16 protein-coding genes are annotated in these 18565 nt (G+C 58.3%); 8 read left to right on the top strand and 8 right to left on the bottom strand.

Translation table 11 applies throughout. The features are described 5' to 3' along the window. Positions 1–58 precede the first annotated feature (58 nt). Positions 59–628: a hypothetical protein gene (locus NJQ98_RS07665; protein ID WP_262177552.1), complete on the top strand. Its 570-nt coding sequence runs from the start codon at positions 59–61 to the stop codon at positions 626–628. A gap of 33 nt (positions 629–661) precedes the next feature. On the opposite strand, the gene NJQ98_RS07660 is transcribed toward NJQ98_RS07665, so the two are convergent. Beyond that, positions 662–1162: a hypothetical protein gene (locus NJQ98_RS07660; protein ID WP_262177550.1), complete on the bottom strand. Its 501-nt coding sequence runs from the start codon at positions 1160–1162 to the stop codon at positions 662–664. Between the two features lie 207 nt (positions 1163–1369). Here NJQ98_RS07660 and NJQ98_RS07655 point away from each other — a divergent pair, with 207 nt between their 5' ends. Together NJQ98_RS07655 and NJQ98_RS07650 are read left to right on the top strand one after the other, a co-directional pair. Further along, on the top strand, positions 1370–3079 hold the full coding sequence (locus NJQ98_RS07655) for a histidine kinase N-terminal 7TM domain-containing protein (protein WP_262177549.1): 1710 nt from the start codon (positions 1370–1372) through the stop codon (positions 3077–3079). A gap of 355 nt (positions 3080–3434) precedes the next feature. Then, on the top strand, positions 3435–3914 hold the full coding sequence (locus tag NJQ98_RS07650) for a hypothetical protein (RefSeq protein ID WP_262177547.1): 480 nt from the start codon (positions 3435–3437) through the stop codon (positions 3912–3914). Between the two features lie 250 nt (positions 3915–4164). Here NJQ98_RS07650 and NJQ98_RS07645 read toward each other — a convergent pair whose 3' ends face one another. From NJQ98_RS07645 to NJQ98_RS07635, 3 genes are all read right to left on the bottom strand, one after another. Then, on the bottom strand, positions 4165–5121 hold the full coding sequence (locus tag NJQ98_RS07645; protein ID WP_262177546.1) for an NADPH:quinone reductase: 957 nt from the start codon (positions 5119–5121) through the stop codon (positions 4165–4167). A gap of 443 nt (positions 5122–5564) precedes the next feature. Then, positions 5565–7112 carry an ATP-binding protein gene (locus tag NJQ98_RS07640; RefSeq protein WP_262177544.1) on the bottom strand — a complete coding sequence of 516 codons (1548 nt, stop codon included), beginning with the start codon at positions 7110–7112 and terminating at the stop codon, positions 5565–5567. 673 nt (positions 7113–7785) lie between these two features. Next, positions 7786–8211, bottom strand: a complete 426-nt coding sequence (locus tag NJQ98_RS07635) for a helix-turn-helix domain-containing protein (protein WP_262177543.1) — start codon at positions 8209–8211, stop codon at positions 7786–7788. Positions 8212–8348: 137 nt separating this feature from the next. On the opposite strand from NJQ98_RS07635, the gene NJQ98_RS07630 reads away from it, so the two are divergent. Beyond that, positions 8349–8948, top strand: coding sequence for a DUF8170 family protein (locus tag NJQ98_RS07630; protein WP_262177542.1), 600 nt, complete (start codon positions 8349–8351; stop codon positions 8946–8948). 670 nt (positions 8949–9618) lie between these two features. On the opposite strand, the gene NJQ98_RS07625 is transcribed toward NJQ98_RS07630, so the two are convergent. The 4 genes from NJQ98_RS07625 to NJQ98_RS07610 form a co-directional block, all read right to left on the bottom strand. Further along, positions 9619–10497, bottom strand: a complete 879-nt coding sequence (locus NJQ98_RS07625) for an ABC transporter ATP-binding protein (protein WP_262177541.1) — start codon at positions 10495–10497, stop codon at positions 9619–9621. Further along, a complete protein-coding gene (locus NJQ98_RS07620) occupies positions 10497–11609 on the bottom strand; it encodes a FecCD family ABC transporter permease (RefSeq protein WP_262177539.1) in 1113 nt (370 codons plus the stop codon). The genes NJQ98_RS07625 and NJQ98_RS07620 overlap by 1 nt, the downstream gene beginning before the upstream one ends. 5 nt (positions 11610–11614) lie before the next feature. Next, complete coding sequence (locus tag NJQ98_RS07615; RefSeq protein ID WP_348533555.1) at positions 11615–12757, bottom strand: ABC transporter substrate-binding protein; 1143 nt, start codon at positions 12755–12757, stop codon at positions 11615–11617. A 107-nt stretch (positions 12758–12864) separates the two neighbouring features. After that, positions 12865–13731, bottom strand: a complete 867-nt coding sequence (locus tag NJQ98_RS07610) for a helix-turn-helix transcriptional regulator (protein ID WP_262177535.1) — start codon at positions 13729–13731, stop codon at positions 12865–12867. A 1012-nt stretch (positions 13732–14743) separates the two neighbouring features. Here NJQ98_RS07610 and NJQ98_RS07605 point away from each other — a divergent pair. Genes NJQ98_RS07605 through NJQ98_RS07590 form a run of 4 tightly spaced genes read left to right on the top strand, consistent with a single transcriptional unit; the run spans position 14744 to position 18524 of the window. Next, on the top strand, positions 14744–15541 hold the full coding sequence (locus NJQ98_RS07605; RefSeq protein ID WP_262177533.1) for a hypothetical protein: 798 nt from the start codon (positions 14744–14746) through the stop codon (positions 15539–15541). A gap of 2 nt (positions 15542–15543) precedes the next feature. Continuing rightward, positions 15544–16065, top strand: coding sequence for a PH domain-containing protein (locus NJQ98_RS07600; protein WP_262177532.1), 522 nt, complete (start codon positions 15544–15546; stop codon positions 16063–16065). Positions 16066–16068: 3 nt separating this feature from the next. Beyond that, the gene (locus NJQ98_RS07595; protein ID WP_262177530.1) at positions 16069–17274 is read left to right on the top strand and encodes a PQQ-like beta-propeller repeat protein; all 1206 of its coding nucleotides are present in this window, start codon (positions 16069–16071) and stop codon (positions 17272–17274) included. Then, entirely contained in the window at positions 17271–18524 is a 1254-nt protein-coding gene (locus tag NJQ98_RS07590; protein ID WP_262177529.1) for an outer membrane protein assembly factor BamB family protein, read from the top strand. Before NJQ98_RS07595 ends, NJQ98_RS07590 begins: the two co-directional genes overlap by 4 nt. Positions 18525–18565 lie beyond the last annotated feature (41 nt).

The raw sequence follows: 18565 nt of genomic DNA, 5'->3' as shown, positions 1-18565 counted from the left end.
CCGTGGTCAATACAGAGTATGCACAAAACACTTGCAGTATAACAGAAATTAAGCGAGCATGGATTCTCGTCGAGTTGGGGTAACTATCTTCAGTATTGGAGTGTTTCTTCTGTGGACTCCACTATACTGGAACACGCTGACAAATATCGGCGTAACGGCGGCCCTCGATCCTGTACATCAACTCGGTCCCCCCACCCGTGGTGGATATCCGGTGGCTGTCGGTGCCACTGCGATGTGTGTCGGCGGAGCAGGGATGGTACTTTCTGAAATTGATGAGCCACCAACGAATATCTTCCTTACAAGCTGTCTGCTCGGTGTTGGTTTTGGTGTTCTGGCAGTTATTATATTTGTACAAGTTCCAGCTGCACTGGCGGCTCAGGTCGGTCCAGCCGGAGCCGCTCCCGGATTTGCAAGCGTTCGCGGCGCTGCAACCACCGGATCAAGAAAACGTCTTGGAGCAGCCCTTATATGCCTCTCACTGGCACCTCTCATTAGCGAGCCCCTCATTCGAGGAGTAACCACTTCGGGATGGTCTATGTATATAAATCTCGTCCTTACTGTTACTCTCATCACTTACACGGCCGTGCTATCCTACCCGTTCTATCGACTTGGCCGTAATGCTCAATAAGCATGTACATTGACTGCTGCGAAACCTATCCCGTTATTCCAAATTCAAAAATATTCTCCTAAATGGCGATAATGGCTGATTTTTAACACTCACATAAATAAGAAATAATATCACATTCGCCAGCCAAATGAGGAGTGAAATATACCAGTGAAGTTCAGCCGGAATGATTTTTATAGTAAATATAATCATCAAACTAACCGCTATACTATATGAGAAATTAACCATAGTCCCTGTGAGGAAATAATCAGGATAATAATCATCTTGGTATTCTAGAGAGACAATTCCTTGTGCCGCGAATATAACAGCCAAGCCAGTGTATTCGCCGAGAAATACTAATGTCAAAATTAGGAAATTCTCACATTTGCCTATTATTTTACCCGCTCTACCATGTTGTGCTTCTACTTCGTCCCCTTCGTTACCTTTTATATAAGATCCCGAACCGACGACTAACCTACCGCTTGTTAAGAATACGAGAGGATAGCTAGCAATTACAAGCAGCCATCCTGCTATACTGATTGTTCCGAAGTTTATCACAACGATGGTTTAGGCGAGACCTTCTTCAATATTTGGTGCTTTGTATTCAGACAGCGAACTTGATAAAATTCAACTGTATTGCTACTTCTTCTGTTATTCCACTCATCTGAATCGGCCACTATGTTTTGGGGATGAAGTAATGTATCTAATCTTATTAATATGGCACCGCATTAACTTTATGACTCTTATTACCAATTAACAGGTAGCATGAGTAGCGCGGCACAGTCGATGTCGTTTTTTATGCTGATCTGTGCCGTCCCACTCGTCTGGCTTGCTGCCTACACCTACAGCCACCGCGATCGGCCGGCAGCGAACGGGCTGTTGCTCTGTCTCGTCGGGATGGCCGGGTGGTCGGTACAGCTCGCGTTGGTCACGTGGCCGACGCAAGTGCTCCCGCTGTATCTCAACACTACGATCCGTCACTTCTTCCAGATCTTGGTCATCTTCGGGTGGCCGCTGTTCGCTTGGGAGTACGTCAACCGGGAGCGACTCGTTCTCCCGTGGCCGTACGTGGCAGCGCTCGCAGTGATCCCAGCGCTAACCATCATCCTCACAGTGACGAACCCGCTGCATCACCTTGTCTTGTCCGCCGAGACACCGGTTAATCCGACTGGCATCAGCGAGTTCGTCCTCGGGCCGTGGTATCTCGTCCACATCGGGTTCGCAGTCGTAATGGTGATGTTCCCCGTCGGATCGCTCGTCCGACGGTTCCGGACGGCACACGGCCCCCATCGGAAGCAGCTGATGTTGTTGCTCACCGGGTGGGCAATCGGCTTTCCCGGCGCGCTCCAGACCCACCTCTTCCGGCTTATCGACGCGATCCCGCTGTACGTAGATCTGACGCCGGTTTCGTTCGTTGCCACGGCTGGGCTGTGGGGACTGGCGCTGTTCCGGTACCAGCTGTTCGCCATGATCCCCGTCAGTCGCCGGACGGTGGTCGAGACGATTTCTGACCCCGTCATCGCCGTCGACCGGAACGGCCGCGTCGTTGATGTCAACCCAGCGGGAAAACAGCTCTTCGGAATGACCGGTACTGTCGCCGGCAATTCAATCGAAGAGCTGTTCGCCGAATACCCGGAGATCATCGAGTATTACCACGCCGGGACGAAAGACGCGGAGTTCAAAGTTACCCGGGACGGCCGTCGCCGCCAGTTCTCTGTCACTTGTGAACGGATCCGAGAGGGGCGATCCGAGTCAGTCATCGTCCTCCGGGATATCACACAAGCAAAGCGACGCGAGCGAGAACTCGAACAGCGCGAGCAGGAGATGCGGATGCTCAAACAGGTATTTTCCAGGGTTTTTCGGCACAACATCCGAAACGAACTTACCGTCGCGTTGGGGCACATGGATGTGGTCAGCGACCGGGCCGAAGACGAGACGACACGGGAGCGACTCGAAACTGCGATCGCTGCGACGGAGAGGCTGATGGGCCACGCCGAAAAGACCAGAGAGATCGAGCGGATTGTCGACGAGAAATCGGAACAGACCGTCAAGTCGCTTCAGGGGCTTGTTTCCGAGGCGCTTGAGACCTTCCGGCAGGAGCCGACCAATATCCATGTCGACGTTGACGAGGTACAAGTGGCGGTCATCGAAGGGTTTCAGACCGCTATCGTCAACGCGGTCGAGAACGCCGCCGAGCACAACGACCCGCCGCCGCATATCCGGATCCACTCTGTTGTCGGCGAGGGGACTGTATCGCTAATCATCGATGACGACGGCGACGGGATTCCCCCAAACGAGACCGCCTTCCTCACCAACGGCACGGAGACGGTCCTCAGCCACAGTTCGGGCGTCGGGCTGTGGGTCATGAACTGGTACGTGCAGCGCTCCGGCGGGGAGCTAGCGGTAACGAACACGGGCAACGGGACCCGCGTCGAGATGACGCTGCGGCGTACCAGCGGCGCCATTCCAGGGTAGCCACAGTAGACCGACATACTCTGTTGAACCCGATGGCGGCACATGGATATCGATGCCTGACAAATCAATTTATTATCATTAGTTTGACCGATACGGTCCCTGCATCTTGTACGACTTCCAGAAAACATGCACAATTTGGGAATACTCTTGGCGGTCAGTCCGCACGGATAGGCAGCACCCACCACCGTTGGGCTCCATATCGTTACCGGTGAACCAGCCAGTCACTGGTTGTGTGTCCAGGGAAGTATTTGCAAATTTATCCGTAGAACTGAAGCTCAACAGTGCGACAGAGCGTTAGTCAAACCGTTGTTTGACCGTAGAGCATCTTTTTACTGTCTTCGAGAGATATTAGATTATGGACCCGGCTGATACATTCAGATCCACCGTCGATTCGCCGAGGAGCTGGTCACTATCCGCCGGTCTCTATATGTTCATTTGTGGAACCGTCGTGACGGTCTTGCTCTCAGATATACTGGGGCTATTGGCAGACGTGATTGGGCTCCCATCAGAGTACTGGATGGTGATATTAGCGAGTCCAACGTTTGCCATCGGAGCAGTCGTCTGGTGGACACTCATTGAGCGACGGGGCTCGTATACGTACGTCCTCGGGAGCGTCTTCGGACTCGTCACGGCCCTGTTCACAGGTGTTCTCTGGACAGGTCAGTTTATACTGATCTGGGGGATCGAGATGGCAGAGGTTCCCGTGGTTGCATTCCTCATCGGCTTCGTCATCGGAATCGTTGCAATAGCGGGTGTCCTCACCGCACTCCCGCTGATGTACGCTCGGCGCCACTTGGAAAGTGATCCCGCAGAACGACGGAATCATCCCATGTAGGAGATTTTCACCAAGCGATTCCGATAACACAGTTCTGAACTGCGCTCCGTGCAAGACACGAGCCCTGTATCGTGAACGACTCGCCTTCTCGGTTATCCGGGTGCGTAAACCCACACTTCAGGCTGCCCCAATCAAACCGCTGGCTCTCGAATCGTCTGGCAAGAGGAATAGTTTTCGCCTGACATGGTTCGGCTTTCGACGCCGACAATACTATACGTTCGTGATGGATGCCGGCACCTCAATCAGCTTGTCAGGGTTCGAGAACCAATTTTCCGAGGAAACTCTCGTCCATCACAGCGCGCTGTGCGTCTGCGGCGTCGGCGAGGTCGTAGGTCCGGTGGACTTCCGGCAGCACCTCGCCGCGATCGGCAAGCGCCGCGAGACGCGACAGGACCTCATGCTTGTCCTGGGTGTTGTACATCGTCATGAACTGGTAGGAGAGTTCCTTCCCTTTCGCCGCGCCAATGGCGTCGAACGACGCCTGCTCGGTGCGGTTACCGATACCGACAATCCGTGCGTTCTGTGCAGCGACGTTCGCGTTCGTCTGGAGGTACTCGTCGATGAATGTGTCGAGGATTACCGCGGGTTCCCCCGCTGCGACGATACGTTCTTCGAGGTCGTCGGCATGGTAGTCGATGGTCACGTCGGCCCCGAGGTCGGCCAGGCGGTCGTGGTACGTCTCGCTGGCGGTCGTCACAACGCGGGCGCCCATCGTCTTGGCGAGTTGGACAGCGACGTGGCCAACACCGCCACTCCCACCGTGGACGAGGACCGTCTCGGCCGGTTCGACGCCGGCGTGGTGGACGAACACCTGCCACGCCGTCATGCCGACGAGCGACAGCGCTGCTCCGTCTACCTCAGAGACGCTCTCGGGGAGCGGCGCGACGAAGTCGGCGGGCGCAATACAGGACTCGGCGTACGTCCCCGGTCGACCGTTACCAAGGCCTGTGGCGTACACTCGATCGCCGACCGAGAGGTCGGTAACGCCCTGGCCGACGGCTGCGACCGTCCCGGCCACGTCCGACCCCGGAACGAAGGGCCGGTCGGGAACAGGATACTCGCCCTCGCGGAAGTAGGTGTCAACGGGGTTGACCCCAATGGCCTCGGCATCAATACGGACCTCACCAGGGCCGGGTTCTGGCGTATCTACCTCCTCAAGCGTCAGTACGTCCGGTCCTCCGTGGTTGTGGAATCGGATTGCACGCATCGCTCAGTAGTACGAACTGGAGCCGATTCAACCCGAGGGCTGTCCAACAGGGTTGCCGCTTGCCATCTCTCACGCGCTGAAGCACAGGATTCCCAACGTCGTTGGGGGAACTGTAATTCACGACGTACGCCGATCTTGCGGTGGGAAGCATTCTCTGTCGAAGCCGAATAGATACACCGATGGCTGTAGCGTATCAGTAGTTGAAGAGACGGTTCTTGATTCAGCAGAGGGGGGAAACAGCCGCTACGCTCAGGTAAACCCGTTATTACCGAAATCGTCGAAGAATACAGGAAAGTCGGACAGAAGGCCCCGGTTCAAACGATGGTATGACGGGTGAGTCGGGCTCATCCACCGCAGCGTTCACTTGACTCTATGCAATAGTATGTGAATTGCTCAGTGACGATTTTTAAATGATTTCTAAGCTGTTCTTGTTTGCGCTACTCTCATGGTGGTGTCGGCAGATGAACCTCGATTGTGGTCCCTTGGTTGAATTCTGTGACTTCGATCTCCCCATCTAACGTCGTGATGATCCAATAACACAGCCACAGTCCAAGCCCCTGTCCGTGGACGAGTGGTGTCTCTTCGCCTGTCTCTATGACACCGCGTTCTGTATTCGGAAGTCCCGGTCCGTCATCGCGTATTCGACAGATTACCTGCCGATCAGACACAGCTACATCAATTTCGATAGATGCGGGACTCCCCCCATGCTTCGCGGCATTGTCCACAAGTTCAAATAACGCCACTTCGATGCGTGGAAGCGTCTCCGCGATCGCTTTGTCCGGTGCGTCAACAGTTATTGAGACATCCGAATACCGTGTTTTACACTCAGTGACGGTACGATTGAGTAGCGGTATGATGTCCGTCGGTTCCAACTCGGGCGAAATATCGCGGTTTTCTTCGATTCGCTGTGCGGACTCGGTCAGGTCAAGCAACCGCGTTGCAGCTGCCCTGATAACCGTCGCTTTGGTAGCCTGCTCTTCGTCCATGTCTTCGGCGAGCATATCGGCCCAACCGTGAATCACAGACATCTCGTTTCGTACGTTGTGCCGGAGCACTCGGTTGATTACGCTGATGAGTCCTTCCCGCTGACGACGCTCCGTTGCATCACGGATTAGTATCAGTATCCCGACGATGTCGTCCGTTGAGCGTTCCGGCTTAGGCACGCTTCCGTCGTAGACTGGGACACCGCGAATATCCGTATAAACAATATCACCCGATTTCGTTTTTAGTGGCAGATCTCGGGCTTCGGCCAGCTCCCCGTTCAGTATCTGTGAGCGATTTTTCATTGCCCACTCGCTGGTCTGTGTATCTGGATGGGCGATCGTTATCGGTTGACCGATCAGTTCCGCCGGCGAATAGCCTAACAGATCCCGGACGCCGTCAGACGCGTACGTGAACACTCCGTCGGTATCGAGGCGAAAGACGGAGTCGAAACTGGCGTCGATGACGGCTCGGTATATCTCTCGCTGTTCGTTCAACCGTTCTTCGCGCTGTGTGAGTTCTCGTTCGTATCGGTGTCGTTCGATGGCTTGCCCACCGAGTCGCGCGACCAGTTCGACGAAGAACCGTTCTGCGTCAACGAAGGGATCGTCGCGTGGCTCCGGATCGGCAAAGCACGCCGTCCCATACACCTCACCATCGACGATGACTTTTGCGCCGATGTACGCGCCTAAATCAAACGTCTCAATAGCGGTGTCAGCGATCTCCGGGGACGCACGAGCATCTTCGATGGCGAGTTGGCTATCGAGTTTGATGGTTCGACGACAGTACGCTTCGTCAAGTGGACAGCTCTCCCCTGGCTGAATCAACGGGTGATCGCCAGTCGCGTGAAGGATTTCCTGGGTACCGTCAACAATACGCGTGAAAAAGCCCACAGAGAGGTCGAGATATTCAGTACCCGTAGTGAGTGCCTGCCTAATTTGAGTCTCAAATTCGGTGTTCGGATTGGCAAATATCTCGTAGATTTGGTCTCGATACGCAGCGGACTCCATATCAGAATACCCTCAGTCAACTCGTATGAAAGTTGTGTGGCTCAATCAGCCCGCACTATCTCCCCCGTACATTCGGGTATACATCGCCGAAAAGAGTTCATATCGTCAAGCGAGTCGCCGACGCCCACGGGGTGGATATTCGCGTGATATCGGGGAGCGAGGGCGGTGTCCGGTTCGAAATTACCGGGATCACTGGTACATCACAATATCAAATGGCTTTGAGTATCGACATCATGCCAAGACTAAGAACAGCACTAGAAACTGTTCTGGGAGGAGACTATGACGGTGAGCGGGAGGGGATGTTCCCGCTTGGACACTTTGTACGGCGGCGATATTCACGTCACAGGACTACCAGTGCCCAAATTGTTTCCCAGAGGAGCGAAAGCATGAACAAGAATCGGAGAGAGTATCGGCTGAGGTCCACATCTGACGTGGTGAGGTTTCCGGGCGGAGGATACCGAGCGTGACAATACCGCTTCCAGCCCCAAATACGAACACGATACTGAGCGGGTGAGCAGTAGATAGCACGCCGATGAATATGACCGCGCTAAGGACTGCTCCGAGGGCCGCATATTCCAGTTTAATACTCACGTTGTTGCCGTGTGGAGCCGTCGCCGTTCCAGTACCCGGCTCCGGCGCTGTTGCTGCTCATGGGGTTCGGAGCTGGAGCGTGCTACGCATCTGGCCTGGGCATGGTTTCCACGTCACGGATACGGGTGGTTTTTTCCACAGCCTCGTATTGCCGTCGCCATGCGTCTTCCGGGAAGAGACCGTTCTGGTCGAAGAGGTCTCGAGCGTTGTCAGTGAGCTCGAAGAACTGGTACGGGAAATCACGCAACCGTTCTCCGGGTTCGAACTCGCGGACCCGGACGACCCCAGCATCTTCGAGCGTGTTGAGGTGTCGTCGAATGGCATCGCTACTGAGCGGCGGATTCATGTAATCAAGTTCCTCAACGGTCGGTGCGCCCAGTGGATGACCGACAATATCGGCTATGATGTCCGCCCGTTTCTTATCAGTCGCACGTTGTAGCGCGCGCCACGTGTCGAACTCTTCGTCAGTGGCGCCACCTCGTCCGACTGTTTCTGCCGGGGGATGCATATGTACAGATTGGGATCGAAGCATCATAAATACTTGTGTCCAGTTGAGACTGGAGCGCAACTAGTGCAAAAATAGTTTATTGTATATTCTAACGGTGGACACACAATTAATGTGTAGGACAATCGAATAGGCTAGTAATGGATGCTGACGATACTGACCCTATGGTTGGTGACGATGTGGGAGATGCCATTCCGGATGAGGAGGCGATCCTCACGGGAATCGAGGGCGTCCAACTCACGCCGGCAGAGCACCAGCGTATCAAAGATATCGTAAATGGCGAGGAGATGCGGCGGATCAAAGGGCATGACACCCGGTACTTGATTGCCGGCGCGGGTGGACAAACCGGTGCAGCAACCCGACGCAAACTCGTCTACGAGAAACTTGCAGACAGACCGGACGCAGTATCGATGCAGTTAGAGGAGTTCGGACTGACACCCGAGGAAGTCGAACTGTGGATTCGCGTGTTCGATATCCTCTGTGGTCGCGCCACACACATTGTCGGCGTGATTGAAGACTTCGACGGCGGGTACGTCTGGGAGCTGGGCCTCCTGTTTGCACCAGCATATCGGGAGAAAACATGGATACTGAAACGTCGCTATACAGACGAGGACGTGGAGCGGACCCGGTTCGATAACGGCATGGCTGCTTCGCATGTCGAACTCCTATTGACTGGTGACCGGTGTTGCGAGTGGGAGAGTGAAATAGAACTTCGGGACTGTGTGGAAGAGGTTCCGTGAGCCGGATAATCAGATACCAGTTCTGGGGGCAGCTTTCAACGTTGTTTTGTGGAGACTCGTCATAGGGACCTCACCTTCGCATCACCCAGTACTCGATGTGGCTATCAGAGACGTTAGCGAAGTCTGAAGAGGAACGGATCGTCTTCATTACGCCACAGTCAGTGTCCCGGTAGCGCTGGTTCGCCCCGAAGGCAACAACCACGCAGACTACACACAGCCTGGCTTCCACCTACAGCGGGTCACACAGAGCTTACGTGATTCACTCCCGCCCTGTTCGTTCCTCAGTTCCGACAGTGCGTCGGAACACTCGTCACTCACGGCAAGGGCGGGATTCTCTTGCTGGAGCAAGAGAGAACGATGGACATGTCATCCCAGTATAGCCGGTTAAAACAGTCCTGAGCAGCTTCTTTCCGGCCTCGGTTGGCCTGGGGCTCGTAGTTCCACTCGACGACCGTACTGTCCACAGAGACGGAGAGACTGCATCCGCGTGGCGACCGTCCTCGGGTGAGACTGCGGCCACTACAATGGCGTTCTCAACTTCTTCGCCGCCTGTTCAAAGAACACGGTCACGAACCCGTCTTCGATTGCGTCGTAAATCCCAGTTTCTCGTGGCTTTCCTCCTCTCGTTCCGGCGGCCGCTGTCTCACTGCAGTGCCTCCGGCCCACTCTGTTAGTCCGGATGGTCCTCCTCAATCGGATCCAGAGGGACAACCACGGGGCCGTGTTCGGTCTCGATAACCTTCGAGTTGATATCGAACACGTCTGCGAGAAGTTCGCCTGTTACGACCGCCTCAGGCGAACCACTGGCGTGGATCGAGCCGTCTCTGAGCGCGACCACGTTGTCGGCGTAGCGTGCCGCCTGTGAGATATCGTGGAGTACGAGGACGACTGTCGTCTCGCTTTCGTCACGAAGCGTCTCCACGACGCGCATCACCTCTAGCTGGTGTCGGGGATCGAGGAACGTTGTCGGCTCGTCCAGCAGCAATACGTCGGTGTCCTGGGCGAGTGCCATCGCGATCCAGATGAGCTGGGTCTGCCCGCCGCTGAGCGTCCCGACCTCGCGGTCGCGGAGGTGCTCGACCCCCGCCATTGCGATGGCGTCATCGACAGCGTCCGCATCCTTCTCCGTCTGGGACTCGAAGAACCCCTGGTGGGGGTAGCGGCCGCGTTCGACGAGCTCCTCGACGCTGATGGTGTCCGGCGCGGTGTTCTGTTGGGAGAGGCGCCCGAGTCGCCGGGCGAGTTCCTTGGGGCCGAACGAATCGACGCGCCGACCGTCCAGCAGTACGCGTCCGTCCTCGGGCTCCAGCCGGTTCGCAAGCCCCTTCAGCAGCGTTGACTTCCCGCTGCCGTTGGGCCCGATGAGCGCCGTTACCTCGCCTTCAGGCACCGCGAGCGTTTGCCCGTCGATGACTGGTTCGTCCGCGCTTGGATAACCGACGACGAGTTCATCGGCATCGAGTGCGGTCTGTGACGGCGGCTCGTCCGTGCCGTTACCCGAGGAATTATGGCTGTTTCCACGCTCACGTGACATCTCCTCTCCCCGCATCAGACTTCACCCAGATTTTCCGTCTTCCGCATCAGGTAGAGGAAGTACGGGCCACCGACCAGTCCTGTAATGATACCGACCGGGAGTTGGATGGGGTTAAGCGCGAGGCGAGCGCCGACATCCGCACCGACCAACAGCGCTGGCCCGAGGAACAGACAACCCAGCAGGAGCCGCTGCGAGTCGCTGCCAACCACGTTCCGGACCATGTGCGGGACGATGAGCCCGACGAAACCGATGAGGCCCGCAACCGCGATAGCAGCCGCCGTCGACAACACGGCGATGCCGGCGACTGCGAACCGCATCTTCTCGACGGGCATGCCGAGGGAATCCGCGGTCTCCTCCCCGAGCGCGAGCACGTCCAGCTCCTTGGTCACCGTGAACGCGAGCGCGAGCGCGAGCACCGTGAACGGGAGTGCAATGCGGACCTCGCCCCAGTCGGTGTTCAGCAACGTCCCCGAGAGCCAGGCCTGCGCAGACATCACGGTGCTGAGGTCGTCGATAAAGAAGAACAGCGCGCGCTGTACCGACCCGAAGACGGTGCCGACGATGACGCCCGCCAACACGAGTCTGACCGGGCTGGTGCCGTTCTTCCACGCGATGACATACACCAGCAGGAACGCCATGCCGCCTCCCAGCGCCGCCAGCACGGGCACGAACGGGAGCAGCTCGGAGAACGCTGTCAGGACGACCAGCACGACGAGACCGGCGCCGTCGCTGACGCCGAGGATGTACGGGCTGGCGAGTTCGTTCCGCGTGATAATCTGGAAGATGGCACCGGAGACGGCGAGGTTTGCGCCGACGAGCACGCCGACGAAGATGCGCGGCAGCCGGATGTTCCAGACGATGTGCTGCTGGGGAGTGAACCACTCGGGGATGTCACTCCCGAGCAGGAACGCCTGCCACGCTTCGACGCTGAACAGGACTTCGGGGTCAAAGACTGCCCCCCAGGCTTCGCCGAGCGTCAGCGGGAACGCGCCGAAGCTCACCTGCAGGAGGGTCGCGCCGACCAACACCGCGATGCTCCCGAGCGCGACGCCGGCGAGTGCCGAGTCGGCGTACCAGCGGCCAGCCGCCGACTGGCGCCGTCTGATACGTTCGAAAATTCCCAACATCGACTCTATAGGTCGCCGTTGACGATATCGCGGAGGCGCTGGCGGTCGAAGAGCTGCTCTCCCTCCGGAACGGCACCGACGGAGCCGGGCCATTCGCCGAACTCGTCGGGATAGACCTGTTTTGCGACGGCTTCCGTGGAGAACATATCGACGATAGGGCCCATGTACTGGCCGCCGCTTCGGATGACGTTGCCGTTCCGGACGGCGCTGAGCTGCTGGCCGTTCTCGTTGCTCTCGAACGGCTCGACGGTGGTGTTCACGAACTCCTCGTGGGTCTGGGACGTGAGCGCGCCGACGGCGCCGATGTAGTCAGGGTCAGCACGGAGTAGTTCCTCGTAGCCGATTGGGCCGTCCGGATACTGGCCTTCGAAGGCGTCCTGCATGCCGACGCGATTGTAGGACTTGGTGTTGTTCCCGAGACGGTGCAGGGGCGCGATGCGGAACTGGCCGGAGTCGGGGCTGACGCCGCGCCAGATGGCCGCGACCGTGGGGCGTTCGTCTTCCGGCGGCAGCCCTTCTTCAATGGTGCTCATGAGGTCGTCGTGGAGTGACTGCCAGGCCTCGAACCGCTGTTGGCGCTGGAAAACCTTTGCGACCTTCTCGAAGGCCTCGTACATCGTGTACGGGTTCGGTTCCGCTTGGACGGCGGACTGGGGAGCAAAGCGAAGCGTGGTGCCGAGGAAGGGACCGGTCTGGGACTCGACTTCCTCGAAATCAGAGTCGTCCCAGTTGACATAGCGACCGATATTGGTGCGGGAGATGAGCCAGACATCGGCGTCGGCGGCGTAGAAGTTCTCCCTGTCATAGCCGGACTCGGCATCGCTGGCGAGTTTGGTGACCTGGCTCTCGTCGAACCCCAGCTCGAGGAGGTCGTAGAACTTCAACGGGGCGCGTTCGAGACCGGTGGTCGCACTCGGCTGAATCCCGAGCGCCATGCCCATGTCCAAGAAGGGGCTTGTGCCCACGCCGTACGTCTCGGGCACCTCCTCAAACGTATAGGGGTCGTTGGGGTCTATTTGGACTGTATATGGTTCAGTACTCGGCGAGTTCGTACTGCCCGACTCACTGCCGGAGTTTCCACCGCAACCGGCGAGACCGGCGGCGATGAGACTAGCGCTGCTTGCAAGTACTCGGCGTCTACGTGCCATATATTTAGGCAGGCCTAAAACGGCTTATTGATTCCCGCTGTTCGGATTGACGTGGCGCGAAGGATGTTCACGGCGTATTACAGCGAACACACCGTGTGTAGTTCCTGTCAGTCCGCGCTGGCTGACAGCTGGTTGAGCGGTACCGCGCTGTCACGGTACTCGCAGATTACTCGGTCGGCCCACGCCACCACGTCGGGGTGCGAACACGAGATGATATCGAAGCCGGTCTCCTGTTCTCGGTCGACGGTCAGGAACACCCTCTCGTCGTCGATAAGGTCGATAGTGCAGGGGACACGCTGGTCGAGGCTGTAATAGACTGTCGAGTCTGTGGCGTCCTCGATGCCCCGCCACTTGGCCCGTAGTGATTGGTCTTCGAGCATGGCTTCGGTGACGGTCGAGTCGAAAACGACGCGCACATCCGTGTCGCCCCCGACGCGGATATCCGTCTCGTGTGCGTGCATCGGAAGCGAGGTAAACGTCCCGACGAGCGATGCACACGAAGACCCCTCCCTGATGGCGTTCGCAACAGTCCGGGCGCCCGCGAGCGGGTCTGCGCTCTCTCCGTGGACCTGTTCGCCGTCAACGAGGCACTGAAGGTCAAAGTCGAACCAGTCGGTCGGGAGTCGTGATATCAGGTCCGGATAGCTCTGCCCGACTGACACCGTGCCCAGTAACCGAGCGAAATCTCGATGAACCAGTTCACCGAAGGTGGACAGTTCGTAGTTCCCATCGACGTTTCGTCGTTGGATGAACCCCCGGGCTTCGAGGTCGCCGAGGACGCGGCTCAGTGTCACTCGAGTCGCGTCCGTCCGCTCGCGCAACTTCTCACGGGAGCGGTCGCCGTCAGCCAACAAATCGAGCACGTGAAGCCGGTGCTCCGAACGGGCGAGGAACGCCACGGATTCGACGGCGTTCCCGGCCAGCCCGTCGTTCCCTTCCCCCGTCATCTGCTTCCCTGAGCCTTTGGCCGTCATGGGACAGTAGTTATTTAGGCCAGCCTAAATCACTTTCCAATTCGGTAGTACCGCGATACAGACTAGAGGTTGCAGATGCCCGCGACGGCGTCTGTCTCCAGTACAACAGGAGTACTAGACCTGCGAATGGCAACCGGCCCGCAACCAGTCTCGTACCTATCTTGAGACCAGCGAGCAGTATATTGGGGGTGAACTTCCTGTCTTGGTTATTAGTGGGTGAAAATACGGTCTCAGCGTAGTGAGTGAGACAGCTGCCACATGTGGTGAAGCACACATCGTTCAGTGCGAGCAGTGACCGAAACGTGAAACACAAATGTGAACAGAGTAGACACATATTCCACAATTACGTTATGGGCATAGCACGGCTGGAGCGGTCCCAGATTGTTCTCAGCATCGGTATCCTCAGTCTGGTGGCGGGTGTTGGATTACTGTATCTCGGCTTTCCAGCACACACGACTTCAATAATTGAACAAGAACCAAGCGAAGAAGCGATGGCATCCACTTTGGAATCGTACTCTGCGTCTGACATTGATACAGTCCCTTTTTCGACACTCTCGTCAGCAGAACAGACAGCCGTCACACGTGCCAGCCAATCACCACAATTGACGTATACAGATCGTGGGGCGTCCGATAGCGGAAGCAACTTCGAGTACCGAAACGACATTGTGAACAGTTATTTTGTTAGCCACAATGAATCAGTTTATCTGGTACACACCGTAGTTGCGATGAGTCCGTTGTCGATGGGGACTGGAGTTCTCGGAGGGGCCGCTGGAATAGCGCTCATTGTTGGTGGAGTATGGAGCAGCCGTCTCGGTAATTGACACGCGACTCTCGTCCCAAACCCACAGCGGTCCCCAGTCGTAGTCAGTACGCTGTCCTAGTTACCGATTCAACTCAGTCAGGTTCAGAGGAAATTCTGAATATAGAAATTATGTTTTCAACTACTGTTATGGATGAGACCATTGACTGTAGGAATCATAATCTATAACACAGCATTAGATAAGTAAATGGTATGGCCACCAAGGGGTTGGACTCTGTCGTCCGGAGTGTGTTCGACGCGCTCTTCCGTCCCCACCGGTTCGTCGAGTTCCAGACGAGCACGTACGCGTCGACGCGAGGTGAAGTCGTCCGCCAGGCCGGCTCGCTTTTCGGCGTGTACTTGGTCAATCTGATGGCGTATGCCATTCCGCTGACCTTGGCCGGTATCGGCGTCCAGCAATCGGGACAACCGCCGGCGGGGTACGCTACCGCGGCCGCTCGGTACGGGGTGGCCCCCACCGCGAGCTGGCAGTTACTCACGGCCTTCGTCCTGAACTCGCTGTATATCACGGTCGCAGCGGCGGTCACGTTACTGACCTTTCACGCTGGCCTGGTGCTGGCACGGGGGTCGCGGGGAATCGTCCAGAGCGCCCACACCGTCGTGTACACGACGAGCGCGTACCTTGCGGCCGTGTTCTCCGGCGTCTGGTATCTGACGACCGGGCAGGGCGTTTCGGGGGCCCGGGAACTCGTTCGCAACCTCCAGGCGGCGTTCGTCTACGCGATTATCGACCGGCTCGGTGCGGACCTGGAGCTCCCGGGTGGACGCCCCGGAACGGTCGCGGTCGAGTCGATTTCCCCGACCGGTCAGTGGGTCCTCGCGCTACTCGCGCTCGCGCTGTGTTACTACCTCGTGTCGCTGTATTTCGGTGCCCGTGTCAATCACCTCGCTAGTAAAGGCAGTGCCACCCTGGCAGTGTGTGCAGTCGTCCTCTCGCCCGTCGTCTACGTGGCCGCATCAGTGCTCGCAGTCACAATTGGAGTCGCATAACCATGACACAGAAGTCGGACACAGAGACCGAATCCGAAGCGGAGGAGCAGCGTGAGACAGACGAGACCGAACTTCTCAGAACCCGACCGACAATCCGGCCGACGCTCGTCCGATTGGGTGTCGTCTTGGTCGTCGGGCTGGCACTGTTTGGTGTCCTCCGGGCGAGACCGAGGCTACTCGGTGAACCGAGTATCAGCAAGACGGCGGCGCTGGTTGTCGCCCTCATCACGCTGGTACTGGTGATCCGTTTCGTGGTGCGCATCATAATCCTCAAACAGACTACGTACGTTATCACCGCGGACCGGGTAGAGTTGAGCTACGAGTTGCTATTCCGGGTTCGCTCGAAGGGCGTTCGATTCGACAAACTGCGAAGTCACGAACTCAACCAGAACCGCGTGCAGTCGCTCCTAGGGTACGGAACGCTGTCACTCAACCGTGGTCTCGGCCCGATACGACTGGAGAACGTCGAGGAGCCCGAGCTTGTCTATCGGACGATACGGCAGTGCGTGAGGCAGAACGAGTGACATATGCACGGTGAGGAGTACCGCCGGAGTCGACGCGGGTATCTGGCCGCACTCGTCACCACTGCCGGGTTTGGCGGCTGTCTCGGGTTGGAGGAGTCGGAGTCGACCCCTTCCGGCACCCGCATGGGGACCGCAACGGCCGAAATGGGGACCGCCGACGAGTCCGGGGCTGCATCGACCGGTGAGTCACTGCCCCCCGGGACCAGGTGGACGTTCGATGCCAACGGACCGTTCGTCGGCGGCCCAGTCTACGCGGACGGGACAGTCATCGTGACGAGCGTCGACCGTCACGTCTACGGCGTTGACGAGACCAGTGGCGCCCGACAGTGGGACGCGTCGACCGAGACAGAACTCGACAACGGCCTCACGGTCGTCGACGGCACAGTAGTCGCGGCGGGTATCGAGGAACAACTCGGTGTCGACGCCGCAGACGGTACACCCACCTACCAGCACGTCGACTTCGACCTCGGTGTCCTCGCCCAGACCAGTGACGACAGGAGGGCGTATCAGGCCCGCCCTGTGACCGGCGGTGTCCGCGCGGTGGACCCCACTACCGGCGAGGTGGCCTGGTCGGACCGGACCGCGAAACCGACCGACGCCGAGCAGCCCAACGAACGCGTCTGGGACCTCGCACTCGACGGCGACATCCTCTGTGCCGGCGTTCACCCGAACAGTCGGAACGGGAGTCCACCGTGGGGGTTCGCCGGGTATGACGCCGATACGGGCGAGCAGCTTTGGTACGTCGAGCGTGACCTGGACCTCGATAGTAGCGTTTACGCCGAGGTCGCCGTCTCGGGCGGCGTCTGTTACGGGTCCGTCGGTGACCACTACATGGCTATCGACGCCCGCTCCGGCGTCGTCCAGCGGGAGGTCGAGAACCCGGACAGAGCGCTGTCCATGTACGGGGCTACCAATGGGATTGTCGTCGCCTCCGTTGGCGTCGGGCTGGAAGGCATCGATGTCGAGACCGACGAGACGGTCTGGCAATCGGACGCGGTTCCCTCCGATCCAGCCTCGTTCGACGGGTCGACGTTCTGGTTCGTCTCCGAGGGGTCGCTGTACGAGATTGATGTCCCCTCCGGAACGGTTCACGAGCACCAATCGGTCACTATCGGAAACACGTCGCTGACCGGTGACCTCGTTGTGACCGACGAGACGGTATTTGTCACCACCGATGACGCGACACTCAGGGCACTCGAACGACAATGACTGGAAACAGCGAAGCCAACGGCCCAGAAACGAGTCGACGACAGATTTCCCGGCGCGGGCTGCTCGGGATGGGGCTCGGCCTCGCTTCGGCCGGCTGCCTCCGCTTTGACGCCGAGACAGAGACAGCCACGGAGACGGGCAAAACACCGACGACCGCGGAATCCAGCCCGGAGTTACAGTCGGCTCCCACGGGCCTGACGGAGGCATGGTCCCGCGAAGATGAATCGCTCGCTTTGCGGGCATCGCCGAGCAGTAACGCGGTGTTTGTCGGCGGGAGGAACAGTGTTAGCAGGATAGACGCAGGCGACGGGAGTCGCCGCTGGGACCAGGAGACCGGCCTAATCGGAACCAGACCGACGGTGACCGACTCGACCGTCTACGCCTCAGGACGTGACGGAACGTTCTACGCGCTCGACCGTGACGACGGGAGCACCAACTGGACGTTCGAGGCGGACATCGGGCTGACTACGGTCCCGCTAGCCGTCCCGGACCAGAACCGAATCGTGGTCGGGGCCGGCGAGACCAGCGGTACAGTGGTCGGAGCCGATGGCGCCGACACCGACTCGGAGCACGACTCGGCATACGTATACGGGCTCGACACAGACGGGAACGAGGTCTGGACCGTCGAGACGGCAAACGGGGACCCGGTCACCGGGACCGCGGTCCACGACGGCGTCGTCTACGTCCGGACCGCGAACCGTATGGACACATACAACCTCTCCGACGGGACAGAACGGGACGCTGGCTTCGGCGTTCACGACGTTCAGTGGGACGTCCAGCACCCCATGAACGGAACGTACTACTCCAACCGGGTGGCCGCCGACGAGACAGGTGTCTATCTGCTGACACAGGATTACGTCGCCTCCGTCATCCACGACGGAACCCACAGGTGGACATACGAGCCGTTCGACCAGTCCCTACGCTTTCAGTACGAGCCCGGGACCGTCTACATCAGCGCCGCAGATAACGCCCTCTACGCGGTCGACGCTGCCGAGGGGTCACAGCAGTGGAGAGTCCAGGTGGACGGCACGCCAAAGGCGCTCCTGCTGGCTGATGGCTATCTCTGGAGTGGCGACACGTCGAACACCATCACGGCTGTCGATACGGACTCTGGGACGGTGGCGTTCAAGGAGTCAGTGGGCGAGCCCTTCAACGCCGAGTCAGCCGACCTCGCGGTCGCCGGTCAGCATCTCGTGTACTCGATAAAAGGGGAGGTCAGAGGCTTCGAGATAGTGACCGAGGCGGCGTAACCGGCGGCACTTACAGAGATTCCCGAAAGTGAGTCACGAGC

Source organism: Haloarcula laminariae, assembly GCF_025457605.1.
Lineage (GTDB): Archaea > Halobacteriota > Halobacteria > Halobacteriales > Haloarculaceae > Haloarcula > Haloarcula laminariae.
Note: the sequence above shows the minus strand (reverse complement) of the source record. Positions and strands in the feature narration are given on the sequence as shown.